Genomic DNA, 16,115 nt, shown 5'->3' on the forward strand with positions numbered 1-16,115 from the left:
TCGCGTTAAACTGCGCGGGTTTTTAAGCCCCCCATTTTCCGGAGCCTTCCATGTCCCGCGTTACCCTGAGTCGCTATTTGATCGAGCAGACCCGCAGCAACAACACGCCTGCCGATCTGCGCTTCCTTATCGAAGTGGTGGCGCGTGCTTGCAAGGAAATCAGCCACGCCGTGTCCAAAGGCGCACTGGGTGGTGTCCTGGGCAGCATGGGCACTGAAAACGTCCAAGGTGAAGTGCAGAAGAAGCTCGACGTGATCTCCAACGAGATCCTGCTCGAAGCCAACGAATGGGGCGGTCACCTGGCCGGCATGGCGTCCGAAGAAATGGACAATGCCTACCAGATCCCGGGTAAATACCCGAAAGGCGCCTACCTGCTGGTGTTTGACCCACTGGACGGTTCGTCCAACATCGACATCAACGCACCGGTCGGCACCATCTTCTCCGTACTGCGTTGCCCGAACGAATACCTGAGCCAGAACGAAGCCCTGAACGAAAAGGCCTTCCTGCAGCCAGGCACCGAGCAGGTGGCTGCCGGTTACGCAATCTACGGCCCACAGACCATGCTGGTGCTGACCCTGGGCGACGGCGTCAAAGGCTTCACCCTGGACCGTGAAATGGGCAGCTTCGTACTGACCCACGAAGACATCACCATTCCTGCCTCCACCCAGGAATTCGCGATCAACATGTCCAACCAGCGTCACTGGGAAGAACCCGTCACCCGCTACGTGGGCGAGCTGATGGCCGGCGAGGAAGGCCCGTTGAAGAAAAACTTCAACATGCGCTGGGTCGCCGCGATGGTGGCCGATGTGCACCGTATCCTGACCCGTGGTGGCCTGTTCATGTACCCACGTGACAGCCGCGAGCCGTCCAAACCGGGCAAACTGCGCCTGATGTACGAAGCCAACCCGATGTCGTTCCTGGTTGAGCAGGCGGGCGGTGCGTCCACCGACGGCCACCAGCGTATCCTCGACATCCAGCCGGAAGGCCTGCACCAGCGTGTGGCGGTATTCCTGGGTTCGAAGGAAGAAGTTGAGCGTGTGACGGCTTATCACAAGAAGTAAGTCTGTGCGATAAGTGGCCGGCGTTGTTGTGAGCCGGTTCACCCTTAAAAAAGCCCCGAAACGTTTCAGCGTTTTCGGGGCTTTTTTGTTTTTGCTTGTCGGGAACCAGACACCCCTTTTCCCTTCTAAGCTTCTGGCAGACACCCCAGCTGCTTCTTCTCTCCAGGAGTTTTTCCATGTCGTTACGCCGTCTCGCTTTGCTGGCTTTTTGCGTGCTATTGGCCGCTTGCAGCAAGGTCAACCAAGAAAATTACGCGAAGCTCTCGGCTGGCATGGCCAAGGCTGAGGTGGAGTCGTTGCTGGGCAAGCCGAGCGATTGTTCCGGCGCACTGGGCATGTCCAGTTGCACCTGGGGCGATAAAAACAGCTTTATCAGCGTGCAGTACGCCGGTGACAAAGTTCTGATGTTTTCCGGGCAAGGCCTGAAGTAAACCGGGGCGCGAGCCTACGGGAGAAAAAGAATGATGCGTTTTGTTTTATACCTTTGTGCCAGCCTGTTTTTGGCGGGCTGCGCCAGCCATTCTGGCGATGATCTGCAACCCAAGACAGCCGGCAACGTCAACCTCAAGCGTTACCAGGGCACCTGGTATGAGTTGGCCCGATTGCCGATGTACTTCCAGCGCAATTGCGCGCAGTCCGAAGCCCGTTATACCTTGCTGCCTGATGGCGACATGTCGGTGTTCAACCGCTGCCTGACGACCGAATGGAAATGGGAAGAGGCCAAGGGCACGGCCACGCCGCAAGTGTCCGGCAAGACCGACAAGCTCTGGGTGGAATTCAATAACTGGTTTACGTCGCTGCTGCCGGGCGTCGCCAAGGGCGATTACTGGGTGTTGTACGTCAGCGATGACTACAAGACCGCCATCGTCGGCAGCCCGAACCGGCGCTATATGTGGTTGTTGTCCCGGACCCCGACGGTCAGCGCCGATACCCTCGAAGACCTGCAAAGCAGGGCGCGTCAGCAGGGTTATGACACGACTCGTTTGATCTGGCGTACGTCGGACAAGCAGATGGCCAAAACCTCGCAGTAATTTTGCGATCGCCGCCAATCAAAATGTGGGAGCTGGCTTGCCTGCGATGGCATCAACTCGGTGTACCTGATGTACCGAGGTAACTGCATCGCAGGCAAGCCCGCTCCCACATTTGTTATGTGTTGCCTGTTAGCCCAGCAGATCTCTCAATACTTGAGTGAACGCCCGGCTGCTTTCTTCCTCGCCAGCATGGCGCCCATCCCGCACCACCCACTTTCCGTTTACCAGCACATCGCGGACCTGCCGATCACCACCGGCGAACAACCAACGATTGAGAATCCCATCCTCGGTCGCCGTCGCCAGGTAGGGATCGTTGCCATCCAGCACCAGCCAGTCTGCGCGCTTGCCCACTTCCAACCGACCAATTGGCTGGCCCAGCGCCTGGGCACCACCGTCCAGCGCGGCATCGAACAGCGTGCGGCCGACCATCGGCTGATCACTGCGATACAGGCGATTTCGCCGCTGATCACGCAGGCGTTGGCCGTATTCCAGCCAGCGCAGTTCTTCCACCACGCTCAGTGATACATGGCTGTCGGAGCCGATACCCATACGCCCACCTTGGGCGAGGAAATCCACCGCCGGGAAAATCCCGTCGCCCAGGTTGGCTTCAGTGGTCAGGCACAAACCGGCAATTGCGCGGCTCTTGGCCATGCGCGTCACTTCTTCGGGGTTGGCGTGAGTGGCGTGTACCAGGCACCAACGCTCATCGACATCGACGTTGTCATACAGCCATTGCAGCGGACGTTTGCCGCTCCAGGCCAGGCAGTCGTCGACTTCTTTCTGCTGCTCGGCGATGTGGATGTGCACCGGGCAAGCCTTGTCGCTGGCGGCCAGGACTTCATTGATTTGTTGCGGCGTGACGGCGCGCAGGGAGTGGAAGCACAGGCCCAACTGCTGCGTCGGTTGCGCGGCGAGGATTGGCTTGAGTTGCGCTTGCAGCTCCAGATAGTTTTCAGTGCTGTTGATAAACCGTCGCTGGCCTTCATTCGCAGGCTGGCCACCAAACCCGGAGTGGGTGTAGAGCACCGGCAGCAGCGTCAGGCCGATACCACTGCTGGCGGCTGCCTGGCTGATTTGTCGCGACAACTCAGTGCGGTCGGCATACGGCTGGCCGCTGACGTCGTGGTGCACGTAATGAAATTCGGCCACCGAGGTGTAGCCGGCCTTGAGCATCTCGATATACAGCTGGCGCGCGATGACGTGCAGTTGGTCGGGACTGATCTTGCCGACCATGCGGTACATCAAGTCGCGCCAGGTCCAGAAGCTGTCATTCGGGTTGCCGGCCACTTCGGCCAAACCGGCCATGGCGCGTTGGAACGCATGGGAGTGCAGATTCGGCATGCCCGCCAACACCGGGCCTCTGAGCCGTTCGGCGCCGTCTGCACTGGCATTGGGTTCAACGTGGGTCAGCAGGCCGTCGGCGCTGACTTCAAAGCGTACATCGTTGGCCCATCCATTAGGCAGCAGCGCGCGTTCGGCAAAGAAAGCGGACATGATCAAGGCACCCCGGTCGTGTGTTTATTTGTATATACATATACAGACGTTTGCCTGCTCGGTAAACTCCGGCAATCTATGCATCTTTTCAACCTGCAAGGATTCCCTGTGCCGACTCCGCCTGCCAAGTCTTCGCTGGCTGCCCACATGGACGAAAGTCCGGCGCCCTTGTATGCCCGCGTCAAACAGATGATCAGCCAGCAGATCCTCAACGGCAACTGGCCGCCGCATTACCGCGTGCCGTCCGAAAGCGAACTGGTCAGCCAGTTGGGCTTTAGCCGCATGACCATCAACCGCGCCTTGCGCGAGCTTACCGCCGAAGGTTTGCTGGTGCGTATGCAAGGCGTCGGTACGTTCGTCGCTGAGCCCAAGAGCCAGTCGGCGCTGTTTGAAGTGCACAACATTGCCGATGAGATCGCTTCCCGCGGTCATCGCCATACCTGCCAAGTCATCACGCTGGGCGAAGAGGCCGCCGGCTCCGAGCGCGCGGTTGCCCTGGAAATGCGCGAAGGCGGGCGGGTATTCCATTCGCTGATCGTGCACTTCGAAAACGACATTCCCGTGCAAATCGAAGACCGCTTCGTCAACGCCCTGGTTGCACCGGAATACCTGCAGCAGGATTTCACCCAGCAAACCCCCTACGCCTACTTGAACCAAGTGGCACCGCTGACTGAAGGCGAGCACGTGGTCGAAGCGATCCTCGCCGATGCCGCCGAGTGCAAGTTGTTGCAGATCGAGCCGAGCGAGCCGTGCCTGTTGATTCGTCGACGTACCTGGTCGGGTCGCCAGCCGGTGACCGCTGCGCGTTTGATCCACCCCGGTTCCCGTCACAGCCTGGAAGGACGTTTCAGTAAATGAGTGCAGTGAAAGTCTGGCGCGCCGCCGATTACGTGCGCATGCCGTGGAAAAACGGCGGCGGCAGCACCGAAGAAATTACCCGTGACGCAGGCACAGGCCTGGATGGTTTTGGCTGGCGCCTGTCGATTGCCGACATTGGTGAGTCGGGTGGGTTCTCCACATTCGCCGGCTATCAGCGCGTTATCACGGTGATCAAAGGCGCGGGCATGGTCCTGACGGTGGATGGCGAAGAGCAGCGTGGGTTGTTACCGCTGCAACCTTTCGCCTTCAAGGGTGAAAGCCAAGTGTCTTGCCGCTTGATCTCCGGGCCGATTCGCGATTTCAACCTGATCTACTCGCCGCAGCGTTACCACGCGCGGTTGCAGTGGGTGGATGGCGTGCAGCGCTTTTTCAGCACGGCGCAGACTGTATTGGTGTTCAGCGTTGCTGATGAAGTGAAGGTGTTGGACCAGGTGCTGGGCCATCACGACTGTCTGCAGGTGGACGGTAACACTGGGCTGTTGGACATCGCCGTAGCTGGCCGCAGCTGCATTATCGAACTGACTACACGCGGTTAAAAAATGTGGGAGCGAGCAAGCCCGCTCCCACATTTGTTTTGTGGTGTTCACACGATTTGTTTCCAGCCTGCGCACCAATTTGTTACCGAACGCCCCAGCGTGGCGCAAAACCATGCTGAAGTGACAAACCTCCTCTGCTGCAAAACTCCTCCGAAAGAAATTTCATCAAACCCCTAAGCCTTATTTTTCAAGGCTCGCACACCCATTCCAAAAAATTCTCAACAGCTCGCGCAGAAAGTTGGCCGCTTGATTGCATATGCTTGTATGTACAAGTAGAGATGTGTGCGTAAGAGTACTCTTCGCACCAATCATGTTCGCGCATCGATCGCTGAGGAGTCTGAGTTGTGACCAAGCCTACAAAATACCGTGACGTTGAAATCCGCGCCGCTCGCGGTAACAAGCTCACCGCCAAAAGCTGGCTGACTGAAGCGCCGCTGCGCATGCTGATGAACAACCTCGACCCACAAGTGGCCGAGAACCCGAAAGAACTGGTGGTGTACGGTGGTATCGGCCGTGCAGCGCGCAACTGGGAGTGCTACGACCAGATCGTCGAAAGCCTCACCAACCTGAACGACGACGAAACCCTGCTGGTGCAATCCGGCAAACCGGTCGGCGTGTTCAAGACCCACAGCAACGCACCACGCGTACTGATCGCCAACTCCAACCTGGTGCCACACTGGGCCAGTTGGGAACACTTCAACGAACTGGATGCCAAGGGCCTGGCCATGTACGGCCAGATGACCGCCGGCAGCTGGATCTACATCGGTAGCCAGGGCATCGTCCAAGGCACCTACGAAACCTTCGTCGAAGCCGGTCGCCAGCATTACAACAGCGACCTGACCGGCCGTTGGGTCCTCACCGCCGGCCTCGGCGGTATGGGCGGCGCCCAGCCATTGGCTGCAACCCTGGCCGGCGCCTGCTCGCTGAACATTGAATGCCAGCAGGTCAGTATCGATTTCCGCTTGAACAGCCGCTATGTCGACGAGCAAGCCACCGACCTCGACGACGCACTGGCTCGCATCGCCAAATACACCAAAGAAGGCAAGGCCATCTCCATCGCGCTGCTCGGCAACGCGGCTGAAATCCTGCCGGAACTGGTCAAGCGCGGCGTGCGCCCCGATATGGTCACCGACCAGACCAGCGCCCACGACCCGCTCAACGGCTACCTGCCGGCCGGCTGGACTTGGGACGAATATCGCGCCCGCGCCAAGACCGAGCCTGCCGCCGTGATCAAGGCCGCCAAGCAGTCGATGGCCGTGCATGTAAAAGCCATGCTGGAATTCCAGAAGCAAGGCATCCCGACCTTCGACTACGGCAACAACATCCGTCAGATGGCCCAGGAAGAGGGCGTGGAAAACGCATTCGACTTCCCAGGTTTCGTACCGGCCTACATCCGCCCCCTGTTCTGCCGTGGCATCGGCCCGTTCCGTTGGGCTGCGCTGTCGGGCGACCCGCAAGACATCTACAAGACCGACGCCAAAGTCAAAGAACTGATCCCCGACGACGCCCACCTGCACAACTGGCTGGACATGGCGCGCGAGCGCATCAGCTTCCAGGGCCTGCCGGCGCGTATCTGCTGGGTTGGGCTGGGTCAGCGCGCCAAGTTGGGCCTGGCATTCAACGAAATGGTACGCAGCGGCGAGCTGTCGGCGCCGGTTGTGATCGGCCGTGACCACCTGGACTCCGGCTCGGTATCCAGCCCGAACCGCGAGACCGAAGCCATGCAGGACGGTTCCGACGCCGTGTCCGACTGGCCACTGCTCAACGCCTTGCTCAACACCGCGAGCGGCGCGACCTGGGTTTCGCTGCATCACGGCGGCGGCGTAGGCATGGGCTTCTCCCAGCACTCCGGCATGGTGATCGTCTGCGACGGTACCGACGAAGCGGCCGAGCGGATTGCCCGCGTGCTGCACAACGACCCGGCCACCGGTGTGATGCGTCACGCAGACGCCGGTTACCAGATCGCGATCGACTGCGCCAAGGAGCAGGGCCTCAATCTCCCAATGATCAAGTAAGCCGGCACCACCCGAAAAACAATCCATCAGAGGTTGAACACACATGGCTGCAAATGACGCACGTGCAAGCACCACCCCGTTGATCGAAAGGCGTTCGATCGACTACATCCCGGAAGCGGAAAGACACGGTCGTCTATTGAGCCAGTTCACCCTGTGGCTGGGTGCCAACCTGCAGATCACTGCCATCGTCACCGGGGCCTTGGCCGTGGTGCTGGGCGGTGATGTGTTCTGGTCGTTGATCGGTCTGTTGATCGGTCAACTGCTGGGCGGCGGCGTCATGGCGCTGCATGCGGCGCAAGGCCCGCAATTGGGCTTGCCGCAGATGATCTCCAGCCGGGTGCAGTTTGGTGTGTATGGAGCGGTGATCCCGCTGGTGCTGGTGTGCCTGATGTACATCGGTTTCTCGGCCAGCGGCTCATTGCTGGCGGGGCAGGCGGTGGCGCAGCTGCTGCACGTGGAAGACTGGGTCGGCATTGTGTTGTTCGCCGGGCTGATCATGGTGTTCACCATCTTCGGCTACCGGGTTATCCATGGCATCGGCCGCATTGCCAGCGTGCTTGGCGTGATTGCGTTCGCGTACCTGTTCTACAAGCTGTTGGCCGGTAACGACATCGGCGCGTTGTTGGGCAACAAGCACTTTTCCCTGAGCAGTTTCCTGCTGGCGATTTCGCTGTCGGCGTCCTGGCAGATTGCGTTCGGCCCTTATGTGGCGGACTACTCGCGCTACCTGCCGCGCAGCACTGAGGCCAAGAAAACCTTCTGGGCGGTTGGCCTGGGTTCAGTGATCGGTGCGCAGGCGTCGATGGTGTTCGGTGTGTTCGCAGCGGCCTTGGCCGGTTCGCAATTCGCCCACCACGAAGTCTCGTTTATCGTCGGCCTGGGTGGCACCGGCATTGTCGCGGCGCTGCTGTATTTCAGCATCGCCTTCGGCAAGGTCACCGTGACCACGCTCAATGCCTACGGCAGCTTCATGTCGATCGCGACGATCATCAGCGGCTTTCGTGGCAGCCGGCACATTTCGAGTGCGGTGCGCCTGCTGTACATCTTCCTGATGGTGTCGATTGCCGCCGCGCTGGCGTTGCTGGGCAAGGACTCGTTCCTCAAGGATTTCTCCGCGTTCATCCTGTTCCTGCTGGCGTTTTTTACGCCATGGAGCGCGATCAACCTGGTGGACTTCTACTGCATCACCAAAGAGCGCTACGACATTCCGGCGCTGTCCAATCCCAATGGTCGGTACGGCCGCTGGAACCTGATGGGCATCAGCATCTATGTGTTCGGCGTGCTGATCCAGATGCCGTTCATCTCCACGCATTTCTACACCGGCCCACTGGTCGCCAGCCTTGGCGACACCGATATCTCCTGGATCATCGGCCTGGTGGTGCCTGCTGCGCTTTATTACTGGGCCGCGAAAAAGTGGCACAGCGCAATACCTGAAAAACTGATCCTGCCGGTAGAGCAGGGCGCTATACCAACGACAAACGGGCTGGCTGCACAGGCCTGATGGGACGTGGACAGGGCAGGATGCCTACTGACTGCCGTAATCCATTTCAAGATTGGGAGCGTCACAACAATGAAAATGAATAAGACCCTGTTGGCCACATTGTTCTCAGCAGGCGTACTGGCAAGTGCAAGCGCCCAGGCGGCAGGTTGGTGCGAATCGGGTAAACCGGTGAAATTTGCCGGTCTGAACTGGGAAAGCGGCATGTTGCTCACGGACATCCTGCAAACCGTTCTGGAAAAAGGCTACGACTGCAAAACCGACAGCCTGCCGGGTAACTCCATCACTATGGAAAACGCCCTGAGCAGCAATGACATTCAAGTGTTTGCCGAAGAGTGGGTCGGCCGCAGCGAAGTCTGGAACAAGGCCGAGAAGGCCGGCAAAGTCGTCGGCGTCGGTGCCCCTGTTATCGGCGCTGTCGAAGGTTGGTACGTGCCGCGTTATGTGATCGAAGGCGACGCCAAGCGCAAGCTGGAACCCAAGGCGCCGGACCTGAAAAACATCGCCGACCTGGCCAAGTACGCCTCGGTGTTCAAGGACCAGGAAGAACCTTCCAAAGGCCGTTTCTACAACTGCCCGGCCGGTTGGACCTGCGAGCTGGACAACAGCGAGATGCTGAAAAGCTACGGCCTGGAAAGCACCTACACCAACTTCCGCCCTGGCACCGGCCCGGCGCTGGATGCAGCGGTGCTGTCGAGCTACAAGCGTGGCGAACCGATCCTGTTCTATTACTGGTCGCCTACCCCGCTGATGGGCCAGGTTGATCTGGTGAAGCTGGAAGAAAAGCCCGGTGTGGATAAAAGCGTGAGCATCAAGGTCGGCTTGTCCAAGACGTTCCACGAGCAAGCCCCGGAACTGGTGGCGGTGCTGGAAAAGGTCAACCTGCCGATCGACCTGCTGAACCAGAACCTCGGTCGCATGGCTAAAGAGCGAATTGAATCGCCAAAACTGGCGAAAATTTTCCTCAAGGAACATCCTGAAGTCTGGCACGCATGGGTGAGCGACGACGCAGCCAAGAAAATCGACGCGGCCTTGTAGGTTGAGCGTTCCCGGTTGCTTTAACAGGCAACCGGGCGCCCGGCCACAACCCACTGGATCGAGAGCACGATATGTTTCCTGAGCGTTTTACGTTTTCCATTGCCGACTGGGTCAACGGTTGGGTGGATTCACTGGTTACCAACTACGGCGATGTGTTCCGGCACATCTCCGACACCCTGTTATGGGCCATCGTCAACCTGGAAGGGTTGCTACGCGCGGCGCCTTGGTGGCTGATGTTGGCCATCGTCGGTGGTGTCGCCTGGCACGCCACCCGCAAGGTGGTGACCACGGCGGTGATCGTCGGTTTGCTGTTCCTGGTGGGCGCCGTTGGCCTGTGGGACAAGCTGATGCAAACCTTGGCACTGATGATGGTCGCCACAGTGATCTCGGTGCTGATCGGCATTCCCTTGGGCATCCTCTCGGCGCGTAGCAATCGCCTGCGTTCGGTGCTGATGCCGCTGCTCGACATCATGCAAACCATGCCCAGCTTCGTGTACCTGATCCCGGTGCTGATGCTGTTCGGCCTCGGTAAGGTCCCGGCGATTTTCGCCACGGTGATCTACGCCGCGCCGCCGCTGATTCGCCTGACGGATCTGGGTATTCGCCAAGTCGACGGCGAAGTCATGGAAGCCATCAATGCCTTCGGTGCCAACCGCTGGCAGCAACTGTTCGGCGTGCAGCTGCCGCTGGCACTGCCAAGCATCATGGCCGGTATCAACCAGACCACCATGATGGCGTTGTCGATGGTGGTGATCGCCTCGATGATCGGCGCCCGTGGCTTGGGTGAAGACGTACTCGTCGGCATCCAGACTCTCAACGTTGGCCGTGGGCTCGAAGCCGGGCTGGCGATCGTGATTCTTGCAGTGGTCATCGACCGCATTACCCAGGCCTATGGTCGTCCACGGCACGAGGCGAGCAAATGACTACTGTCAGCAAAATTGAAGTAAAAAACGTCTTCAAGATTTTCGGCGCCCGTTCCAAGGATGCACTGGCCATGGTCGGCCAGGGCAAGACCAAGGACCAGGTACTGGCCGAGACCGGTTGCGTGGTCGGCGTGAACGACTTGTCCCTGAGCATCGGCACCGGTGAGATCTTCGTGATCATGGGCCTGTCGGGCTCCGGCAAGTCGACCCTGGTGCGTCACTTCAACCGCCTGATCGACCCCACCAGCGGCGCGATCCTGGTGGACGGCGAAGACATCCTGAAACTGGACATGGAAGCCCTGCGCCAATTCCGTCGACATAAGATCAGCATGGTGTTCCAGAGCTTCGGCCTGTTGCCCCACAAGAGCGTGCTCGACAACGTTGCCTACGGCCTGAAAGTGCGCGGCGAAACCAAGCAGGTCTGCGCCGAACGCGCGCTGCACTGGATCGAAACCGTGGGCCTCAAAGGCTACGAAAACAAATACCCGCATCAGCTCTCCGGCGGCATGCGTCAGCGCGTCGGCCTGGCCCGCGCCCTGGCGGCCGACACCGACATCATCCTGATGGATGAAGCGTTCAGTGCCCTCGACCCGCTGATTCGTGCCGAGATGCAGGACCAATTGCTGGAGCTGCAAAAGACCCTGCACAAAACCATCGTGTTCATCACCCACGACCTCGACGAGGCCGTGCGCATCGGCAATCGCATTGCAATTCTCAAGGACGGCAAGCTGATCCAGGTCGGCACGCCTCGCGAGATCCTGCATTCGCCGGCGGATGAGTATGTGGATCGGTTTGTACAGCGGCGGGCGGCGGTGGTCTGATCCGGATGACAGCGGGACGCAGAGCGTCCCAGGTGGCATTCCCACGCAGAGCGTGGGAACGATCAAATTGAAGAAGGTATGAAGATGTCCCTGGCTGAAAAAATCATCATCGCCGACGTCCCCATGCGCTGGCAGGACGTGGTCGCCGTGGCCCGTCACGGTGCTGTTCTCGAACTCTCGGGCCACGCCTGGGCGCGTATCGACAATGCCCAGGCCATCGTGCAGCGCATCGTCACCAGCGGTGAGCGCGCCTATGGCGTGAACACCGGTCTGGGCGCGCTGTGCAATGTGTCGCTCAAGGGCGAGCAACTCAGCCAACTGTCGCGTAATACCTTGCTGAGCCACGCCTGCGGCGTCGGTCCGGTACTCAGCGATGAGCAAACGCGTGCGATCATTTGTGCGGCAATTATCAACTACAGCCACGGCAAATCCGGCCTGCATCCGCAGGTGGTGCATTCGTTGCTGGCGCTGCTCAACCACGGCATCACGCCGCAAGTGCCGTCCCAGGGCTCGGTGGGTTATCTGACCCACATGGCGCATGTCGGCGTGACCTTGCTGGGTGTTGGCAATGTGAGCTACCGGGGCCAGGTCGTCCCGGCGCAACAGGCCCTGAGCGCCGAAGGTTTACAGCCGGTGGTACTGGGTGCCAAGGACGGTCTGTGCCTGGTCAACGGCACGCCGTGCATGACCGGCCTGAGCTGCCTGGCCTTGGCTGACGCGCATCATTTGCTGCAATGGGCCGACGTGATCGGTGCCATGAGCTTTGAGGCCCAGCGCGGTCAGATTGACGCCTTCGACGAAGCCATCATCGCCCTCAAGCCGCACCCGGGCATGCAACAAGTCGGCATCAACCTGCGCGCCTTGCTCGACGGCAGTGAAGTGATCGCCAGCAGCAAAGGCATCCGTACCCAGGACGCGCTGAGCATCCGCTCGATCCCGCAGATTCATGGCGCGGCGCGCGACCAGGTGGAACACGCCACTCGTCAGATCGAGACCGAACTCAACAGCGCCACCGATAACCCGTTGGTGCTCGGCACACCGGACAACTACCGCGTGGTGTCCCAGGCCAACCCCCACGGACAATCCGTGGCGCTGGCGGCCGACATGCTCGCCATCGCGATGGCCGAAATCGGCTCCGTGGCCGAGCGTCGCCTGGACCGCCTGATCAACCCGCACGTCAGTGGTCTGCCGGCGTTCCTGGTCAGCAACCCCGGGGTCAACTCCGGGATGATGATCGTGCAGTACGTCGCCGCCTCCCTGTGTGGGCAAAACCGCCAGTTGGCGCAACCGGCGGTGCTCGACAACTTTGTCACCTCGGGCCTGCAGGAAGACCATCTGAGCATGGGCACCAATGCCGCGCTCAAGCTGCATCAATTGTTGGCCAACGTCACCCAGATCCTTGCCATTGAGTACCTGCTGGCGGCCCAGGCGTTTGAGTTTCTCAAGGACCAGCGTTTCGGCGCGGGTACTGACAGCGCCTGGCGCCTGTTGCGTGAAAAGGTCTCGCCTTACGAACAAGACCGCTGGCTGGCGCCGGACATCGCGACGGCGGCCGCACTGCTCAAGGATGCCAACCTGCTGCACCGCACCTTGCCGAATTTGCACTGAACGTTTTTCCAACAATAACCAGCGTGCCAAGCCGCGAGTCGTTCTAAAAGAACACCGCGGCGGATAACGGAAGCATCCGGAGCGACTGGTAGTTAACAACACTCTCAAAAGGAGCATGAATGTGACTGCGCTAAATCTGATTCCAGGCCAACTGAGCCTCTCCCAACTGCGGGCCATCTACCAGCAGCCGGTAACCCTCAGCCTGGATGACAGCGCCACGGCGCAGATCGAAGCCAGTGTTGCCTGCGTGGAGCAGATTCTCGCCGAGAACCGCACCGCTTACGGCATCAACACCGGTTTCGGCCTGCTGGCCTCGACCCGCATCGCAAGCGAAGACCTGGAAAACCTCCAGCGTTCGCTGGTGCTGTCCCATGCCGCCGGTGTCGGTGAGCCGATCAGCGATGCGCTGGTGCGGCTGGTCATGGTGCTCAAGGTCAACAGCCTGAGCCGTGGGTTCTCCGGGATTCGCCGCCAGGTGATCGACGCACTGATCGCGCTGATCAACGCCGAGGTGTATCCGCATATTCCTCTGAAAGGTTCAGTGGGTGCTTCCGGTGACTTGGCGCCATTGGCCCACATGTCCCTGGTGCTGCTGGGCGAAGGCAAGGCGCGCTACAAGGGCGAATGGCTTGAGGCCACCGAAGCGCTGAAAGTCGCCGGCCTGACCCCGCTGACCCTCGCCGCCAAAGAAGGTCTGGCGCTGCTCAACGGCACCCAGGTATCTACCGCGTATGCTTTGCGTGGCCTGTTCGAAGGCGAAGATTTGTTCGCGGGCGCCCTGGCCTGCGGCGCCCTGACCGTGGAAGCGGTGCTGGGCTCGCGTTCGCCATTTGACGCACGTATTCACGCCGCTCGCGGCCAACGTGGGCAGATCGATGCGGCTGCGGCCTATCGTGACCTGCTGGGCGAAAGCAGCCAGGTCTCCCAGTCGCACCAGAACTGCGACAAAGTACAAGACCCGTACTCCCTGCGCTGCCAGCCGCAAGTCATGGGCGCCTGCCTGACCCAGTTCCGCCAGGCCGCCGAAGTGCTGGTGGTGGAAGCCAACGCCGTGTCGGATAACCCGCTGGTGTTTGCAGCCGAAGGCGACGTGATCTCCGGCGGTAACTTCCACGCGGAACCGGTGGCCATGGCCGCTGATAACATGGCGCTGGCCATCGCGGAAATCGGCTCCCTGAGCGAGCGCCGTATCTCGCTGATGATGGACAAGCACATGTCGCAATTGCCGCCGTTCCTGGTGGGCAATGGCGGGGTGAACTCCGGTTTCATGATCGCCCAGGTGACAGCAGCAGCGTTGGCCAGTGAGAACAAGGCGCTGGCTCATCCGCATAGCGTGGACAGCCTGCCGACTTCCGCCAACCAGGAAGACCACGTTTCGATGGCGCCGGCTGCGGGCAAGCGCCTGTGGGAAATGGCCGAGAACACCCGTGGTGTGTTGGCGGTTGAGTGGCTGGCAGCGTGCCAGGGCCTGGACCTGCGCGACGGCTTGAAAACCTCGACCAAGCTTGAAAAGGCTCGCGGCATTCTGCGCGACAAAGTGGCGTTCTATGAAAAGGACCGCTTCTTTGCACCTGACATCAACGCCGCCAGCGAGCTGCTTGCCAGCCGCTGCCTGAATGAACTGGTGCCGGCCAAGTTGCTGCCAAGCCTGTAACTGATCATTCCCACGCTCTGCGTGGGAATGCCGCCCTGGACGCTCTGCGTCTACTTTTAGAGCCGTGACGCTGAGCGTCACAGGATGCATTCCCACGCAGAGCGTGGGAACGATCCTCTTCTTATAAAAATAATTAGGGACGAGAAATGCACACGCAAGAAAAGGGTTTGAAACGCGGGCTCAACGCCCGACATATTCGCTTTATGGCTCTGGGCTCGGCGATCGGTACCGGGCTTTTCTATGGCTCCGCGTCCGCCATCCAGATGGCCGGTCCCGCCGTGTTGTTGGCCTACCTGATCGGCGGCGCCGCGGTATTCATGGTGATGCGCGCCCTGGGTGAAATGGCCGTGCACAACCCGGTGGCCGGCTCCTTCGGCCAGTACGCCAGCACCTACCTGGGCCCCATGGCCGGCTTTATCCTCGGCTGGACCTACGCGTTTGAAATGATCATCGTCTGCCTCGCCGACGTGACCGCCTTCGGCATCTACATGGGCTTCTGGTTTCCCGAAGTCGCACGTTGGGTCTGGGTGCTCGGCATCGTGTTTTTGATCGGCGGCCTGAACCTGTGCAACGTCAAAGTGTTTGGCGAGATGGAGTTCTGGCTGTCGCTGCTCAAGGTTGGCGCGATTGTCGCGATGATCCTGGGCGGCTTCGGCATCATGCTGTTCGGCATTCACACTGCCGGCGACACCCAAGCCAGCGGCCTCAGCAACCTGTGGGCCCACGGCGGCTTTATGCCCAACGGCGTTGGCGGTTTGATCGCCTCGTTTGCGGTGGTGATGTTCGCGTTTGGCGGCATCGAAATCATCGGCATCACCGCCGGTGAAGCCAAGGACCCGCAACGTGTGATCCCCAAGGCGATCAACGCCGTGCCGCTGCGCATCCTGTTGTTCTACGTGCTGACCTTGTTTGTGTTGATGGCGATCTACCCGTGGCCGCAGATCGGCACCCAGGGCAGCCCGTTCGTACAGATATTCAGCAACCTGGGCATCGGCTCGGCGGCGACCATTCTCAATATCGTGGTGATCTCGGCGGCGGTGTCGGCCATCAACAGTGACATCTTTGGCGCCGGCCGCATGATGTACGGCCTGGCCCAGCAAGGGCAGGCGCCCAAGGGTTTTGCCCAGCTGTCCAAACAAGGCGTGCCGTGGATGACCGTGGTGGTGATGGGCGCGGCGCTGCTCGGCGGCGTGGTGCTCAATTACCTGATCCCGGAAAACGTGTTCCTGGTGATTGCCTCGATTGCCACCTTCGCCACCGTATGGGTCTGGCTGATGATCCTGTTCACCCAGGTCGCGATGCGCCGCTCGATGACTAAAGAGCAAGTCGCCGAGCTGAAATTCCCGGTACCGTTCTGGCCTTATGCGCCTGCGGCGGCCATCGTGTTCATGTTGTTTGTATTTGGCGTGCTGGGCTACTTCCCGGACACCCAGGCTGCATTGCTGGTCGGCGCCGTGTGGATCGTGCTGTTGGTCGTCGCCTACCTGTTGTGGGTCAAACCCGCTGCCGGGCAAGCGGCCAAGGTCCATTACGACCCGGTTTTGTCTCATCGATAAC

At 60.2% G+C, this 16,115-nt stretch carries 14 protein-coding genes; 13 read left to right on the top strand and 1 reads right to left on the bottom strand.

The window, feature by feature from the left end:
* The first annotated feature begins 50 nt into the window (after positions 1-50).
* The 3 genes from BFL40_RS04430 (at position 51) to BFL40_RS04440 (ending at position 2,092) form a co-directional block, all read left to right on the top strand.
* Complete coding sequence (locus tag BFL40_RS04430; RefSeq protein WP_003237460.1) at positions 51-1,061, top strand: class 1 fructose-bisphosphatase; 1,011 nt, start codon at positions 51-53, stop codon at positions 1,059-1,061.
* A gap of 176 nt (positions 1,062-1,237) precedes the next feature.
* On the top strand, positions 1,238-1,492 hold the full coding sequence (locus tag BFL40_RS04435) for a hypothetical protein (RefSeq protein ID WP_071482621.1): 255 nt from the start codon (positions 1,238-1,240) through the stop codon (positions 1,490-1,492).
* Between the two features lie 30 nt (positions 1,493-1,522).
* Positions 1,523-2,092, top strand: coding sequence for a lipocalin family protein (locus BFL40_RS04440; protein WP_071482622.1), 570 nt, complete (start codon positions 1,523-1,525; stop codon positions 2,090-2,092).
* Positions 2,093-2,221: 129 nt separating this feature from the next.
* Here BFL40_RS04440 and BFL40_RS04445 read toward each other — a convergent pair whose 3' ends face one another.
* A complete protein-coding gene (locus BFL40_RS04445) occupies positions 2,222-3,586 on the bottom strand; it encodes a formimidoylglutamate deiminase (RefSeq protein ID WP_071482623.1) in 1,365 nt (454 codons plus the stop codon).
* A 147-nt stretch (positions 3,587-3,733) separates the two neighbouring features.
* On the opposite strand from BFL40_RS04445, the gene hutC reads away from it, so the two are divergent.
* The 10 genes from hutC to BFL40_RS04495 all read left to right on the top strand — a co-directional run bounded on the left by hutC (position 3,734) and on the right by BFL40_RS04495 (position 16,114).
* Entirely contained in the window at positions 3,734-4,444 is a 711-nt protein-coding gene (gene hutC, locus BFL40_RS04450) for a histidine utilization transcriptional repressor HutC (protein WP_173668614.1), read from the top strand.
* Positions 4,441-5,001, top strand: a complete 561-nt coding sequence (locus tag BFL40_RS04455; protein WP_071482624.1) for a HutD/Ves family protein — start codon at positions 4,441-4,443, stop codon at positions 4,999-5,001. Before hutC ends, BFL40_RS04455 begins: the two co-directional genes overlap by 4 nt.
* Positions 5,002-5,345: 344 nt before the next feature.
* Entirely contained in the window at positions 5,346-7,016 is a 1,671-nt protein-coding gene (gene hutU, locus BFL40_RS04460) for a urocanate hydratase (protein ID WP_016972277.1), read from the top strand.
* A gap of 43 nt (positions 7,017-7,059) precedes the next feature.
* The gene (locus tag BFL40_RS04465) at positions 7,060-8,517 is read left to right on the top strand and encodes a purine-cytosine permease family protein (RefSeq protein WP_071482625.1); all 1,458 of its coding nucleotides are present in this window, start codon (positions 7,060-7,062) and stop codon (positions 8,515-8,517) included.
* Between the two features lie 69 nt (positions 8,518-8,586).
* The gene (locus BFL40_RS04470; protein WP_071482626.1) at positions 8,587-9,552 is read left to right on the top strand and encodes an ABC transporter substrate-binding protein; all 966 of its coding nucleotides are present in this window, start codon (positions 8,587-8,589) and stop codon (positions 9,550-9,552) included.
* Positions 9,553-9,623: 71 nt separating this feature from the next.
* The gene (locus tag BFL40_RS04475) at positions 9,624-10,475 is read left to right on the top strand and encodes an ABC transporter permease (RefSeq protein WP_071482627.1); all 852 of its coding nucleotides are present in this window, start codon (positions 9,624-9,626) and stop codon (positions 10,473-10,475) included.
* Positions 10,472-11,296, top strand: a complete 825-nt coding sequence (locus tag BFL40_RS04480; protein WP_071482628.1) for a quaternary amine ABC transporter ATP-binding protein — start codon at positions 10,472-10,474, stop codon at positions 11,294-11,296. The genes BFL40_RS04475 and BFL40_RS04480 overlap by 4 nt, the downstream gene beginning before the upstream one ends.
* A gap of 84 nt (positions 11,297-11,380) precedes the next feature.
* A complete protein-coding gene (hutH, locus tag BFL40_RS04485) occupies positions 11,381-12,904 on the top strand; it encodes a histidine ammonia-lyase (protein WP_071482729.1) in 1,524 nt (507 codons plus the stop codon).
* A gap of 115 nt (positions 12,905-13,019) precedes the next feature.
* Positions 13,020-14,558, top strand: a complete 1,539-nt coding sequence (gene hutH / locus BFL40_RS04490) for a histidine ammonia-lyase (protein WP_139213518.1) — start codon at positions 13,020-13,022, stop codon at positions 14,556-14,558.
* 146 nt (positions 14,559-14,704) lie between these two features.
* Positions 14,705-16,114 carry an amino acid permease gene (locus BFL40_RS04495; protein WP_071482629.1) on the top strand — a complete coding sequence of 470 codons (1,410 nt, stop codon included), beginning with the start codon at positions 14,705-14,707 and terminating at the stop codon, positions 16,112-16,114.
* Position 16,115: the final 1 nt, after the last annotated feature.

The organism is Pseudomonas costantinii (genome assembly GCF_001870435.1).
Taxonomy (GTDB): Bacteria; Pseudomonadota; Gammaproteobacteria; order Pseudomonadales; family Pseudomonadaceae; genus Aquipseudomonas; species Aquipseudomonas costantinii.

Coding starts and splice junctions, on each gene's coding strand:
- BFL40_RS04430 (WP_003237460.1), top strand. CDS start 51: ATGTCCCGCGTTACCCTGAGTCGCTATTTGATCGAGCAGACCCGCAGC.
- BFL40_RS04435 (WP_071482621.1), top strand. CDS start 1,238: ATGTCGTTACGCCGTCTCGCTTTGCTGGCTTTTTGCGTGCTATTGGCC.
- BFL40_RS04440 (WP_071482622.1), top strand. CDS start 1,523: ATGATGCGTTTTGTTTTATACCTTTGTGCCAGCCTGTTTTTGGCGGGC.
- BFL40_RS04445 (WP_071482623.1), bottom strand. CDS start 3,586: ATGTCCGCTTTCTTTGCCGAACGCGCGCTGCTGCCTAATGGATGGGCC.
- hutC (WP_173668614.1), top strand. CDS start 3,734: ATGGACGAAAGTCCGGCGCCCTTGTATGCCCGCGTCAAACAGATGATC.
- BFL40_RS04455 (WP_071482624.1), top strand. CDS start 4,441: ATGAGTGCAGTGAAAGTCTGGCGCGCCGCCGATTACGTGCGCATGCCG.
- BFL40_RS04465 (WP_071482625.1), top strand. CDS start 7,060: ATGGCTGCAAATGACGCACGTGCAAGCACCACCCCGTTGATCGAAAGG.
- BFL40_RS04470 (WP_071482626.1), top strand. CDS start 8,587: ATGAAAATGAATAAGACCCTGTTGGCCACATTGTTCTCAGCAGGCGTA.
- BFL40_RS04475 (WP_071482627.1), top strand. CDS start 9,624: ATGTTTCCTGAGCGTTTTACGTTTTCCATTGCCGACTGGGTCAACGGT.
- BFL40_RS04480 (WP_071482628.1), top strand. CDS start 10,472: ATGACTACTGTCAGCAAAATTGAAGTAAAAAACGTCTTCAAGATTTTC.
- hutH (WP_071482729.1), top strand. CDS start 11,381: ATGTCCCTGGCTGAAAAAATCATCATCGCCGACGTCCCCATGCGCTGG.
- hutH (WP_139213518.1), top strand. CDS start 13,020: ATGAATGTGACTGCGCTAAATCTGATTCCAGGCCAACTGAGCCTCTCC.
- BFL40_RS04495 (WP_071482629.1), top strand. CDS start 14,705: ATGCACACGCAAGAAAAGGGTTTGAAACGCGGGCTCAACGCCCGACAT.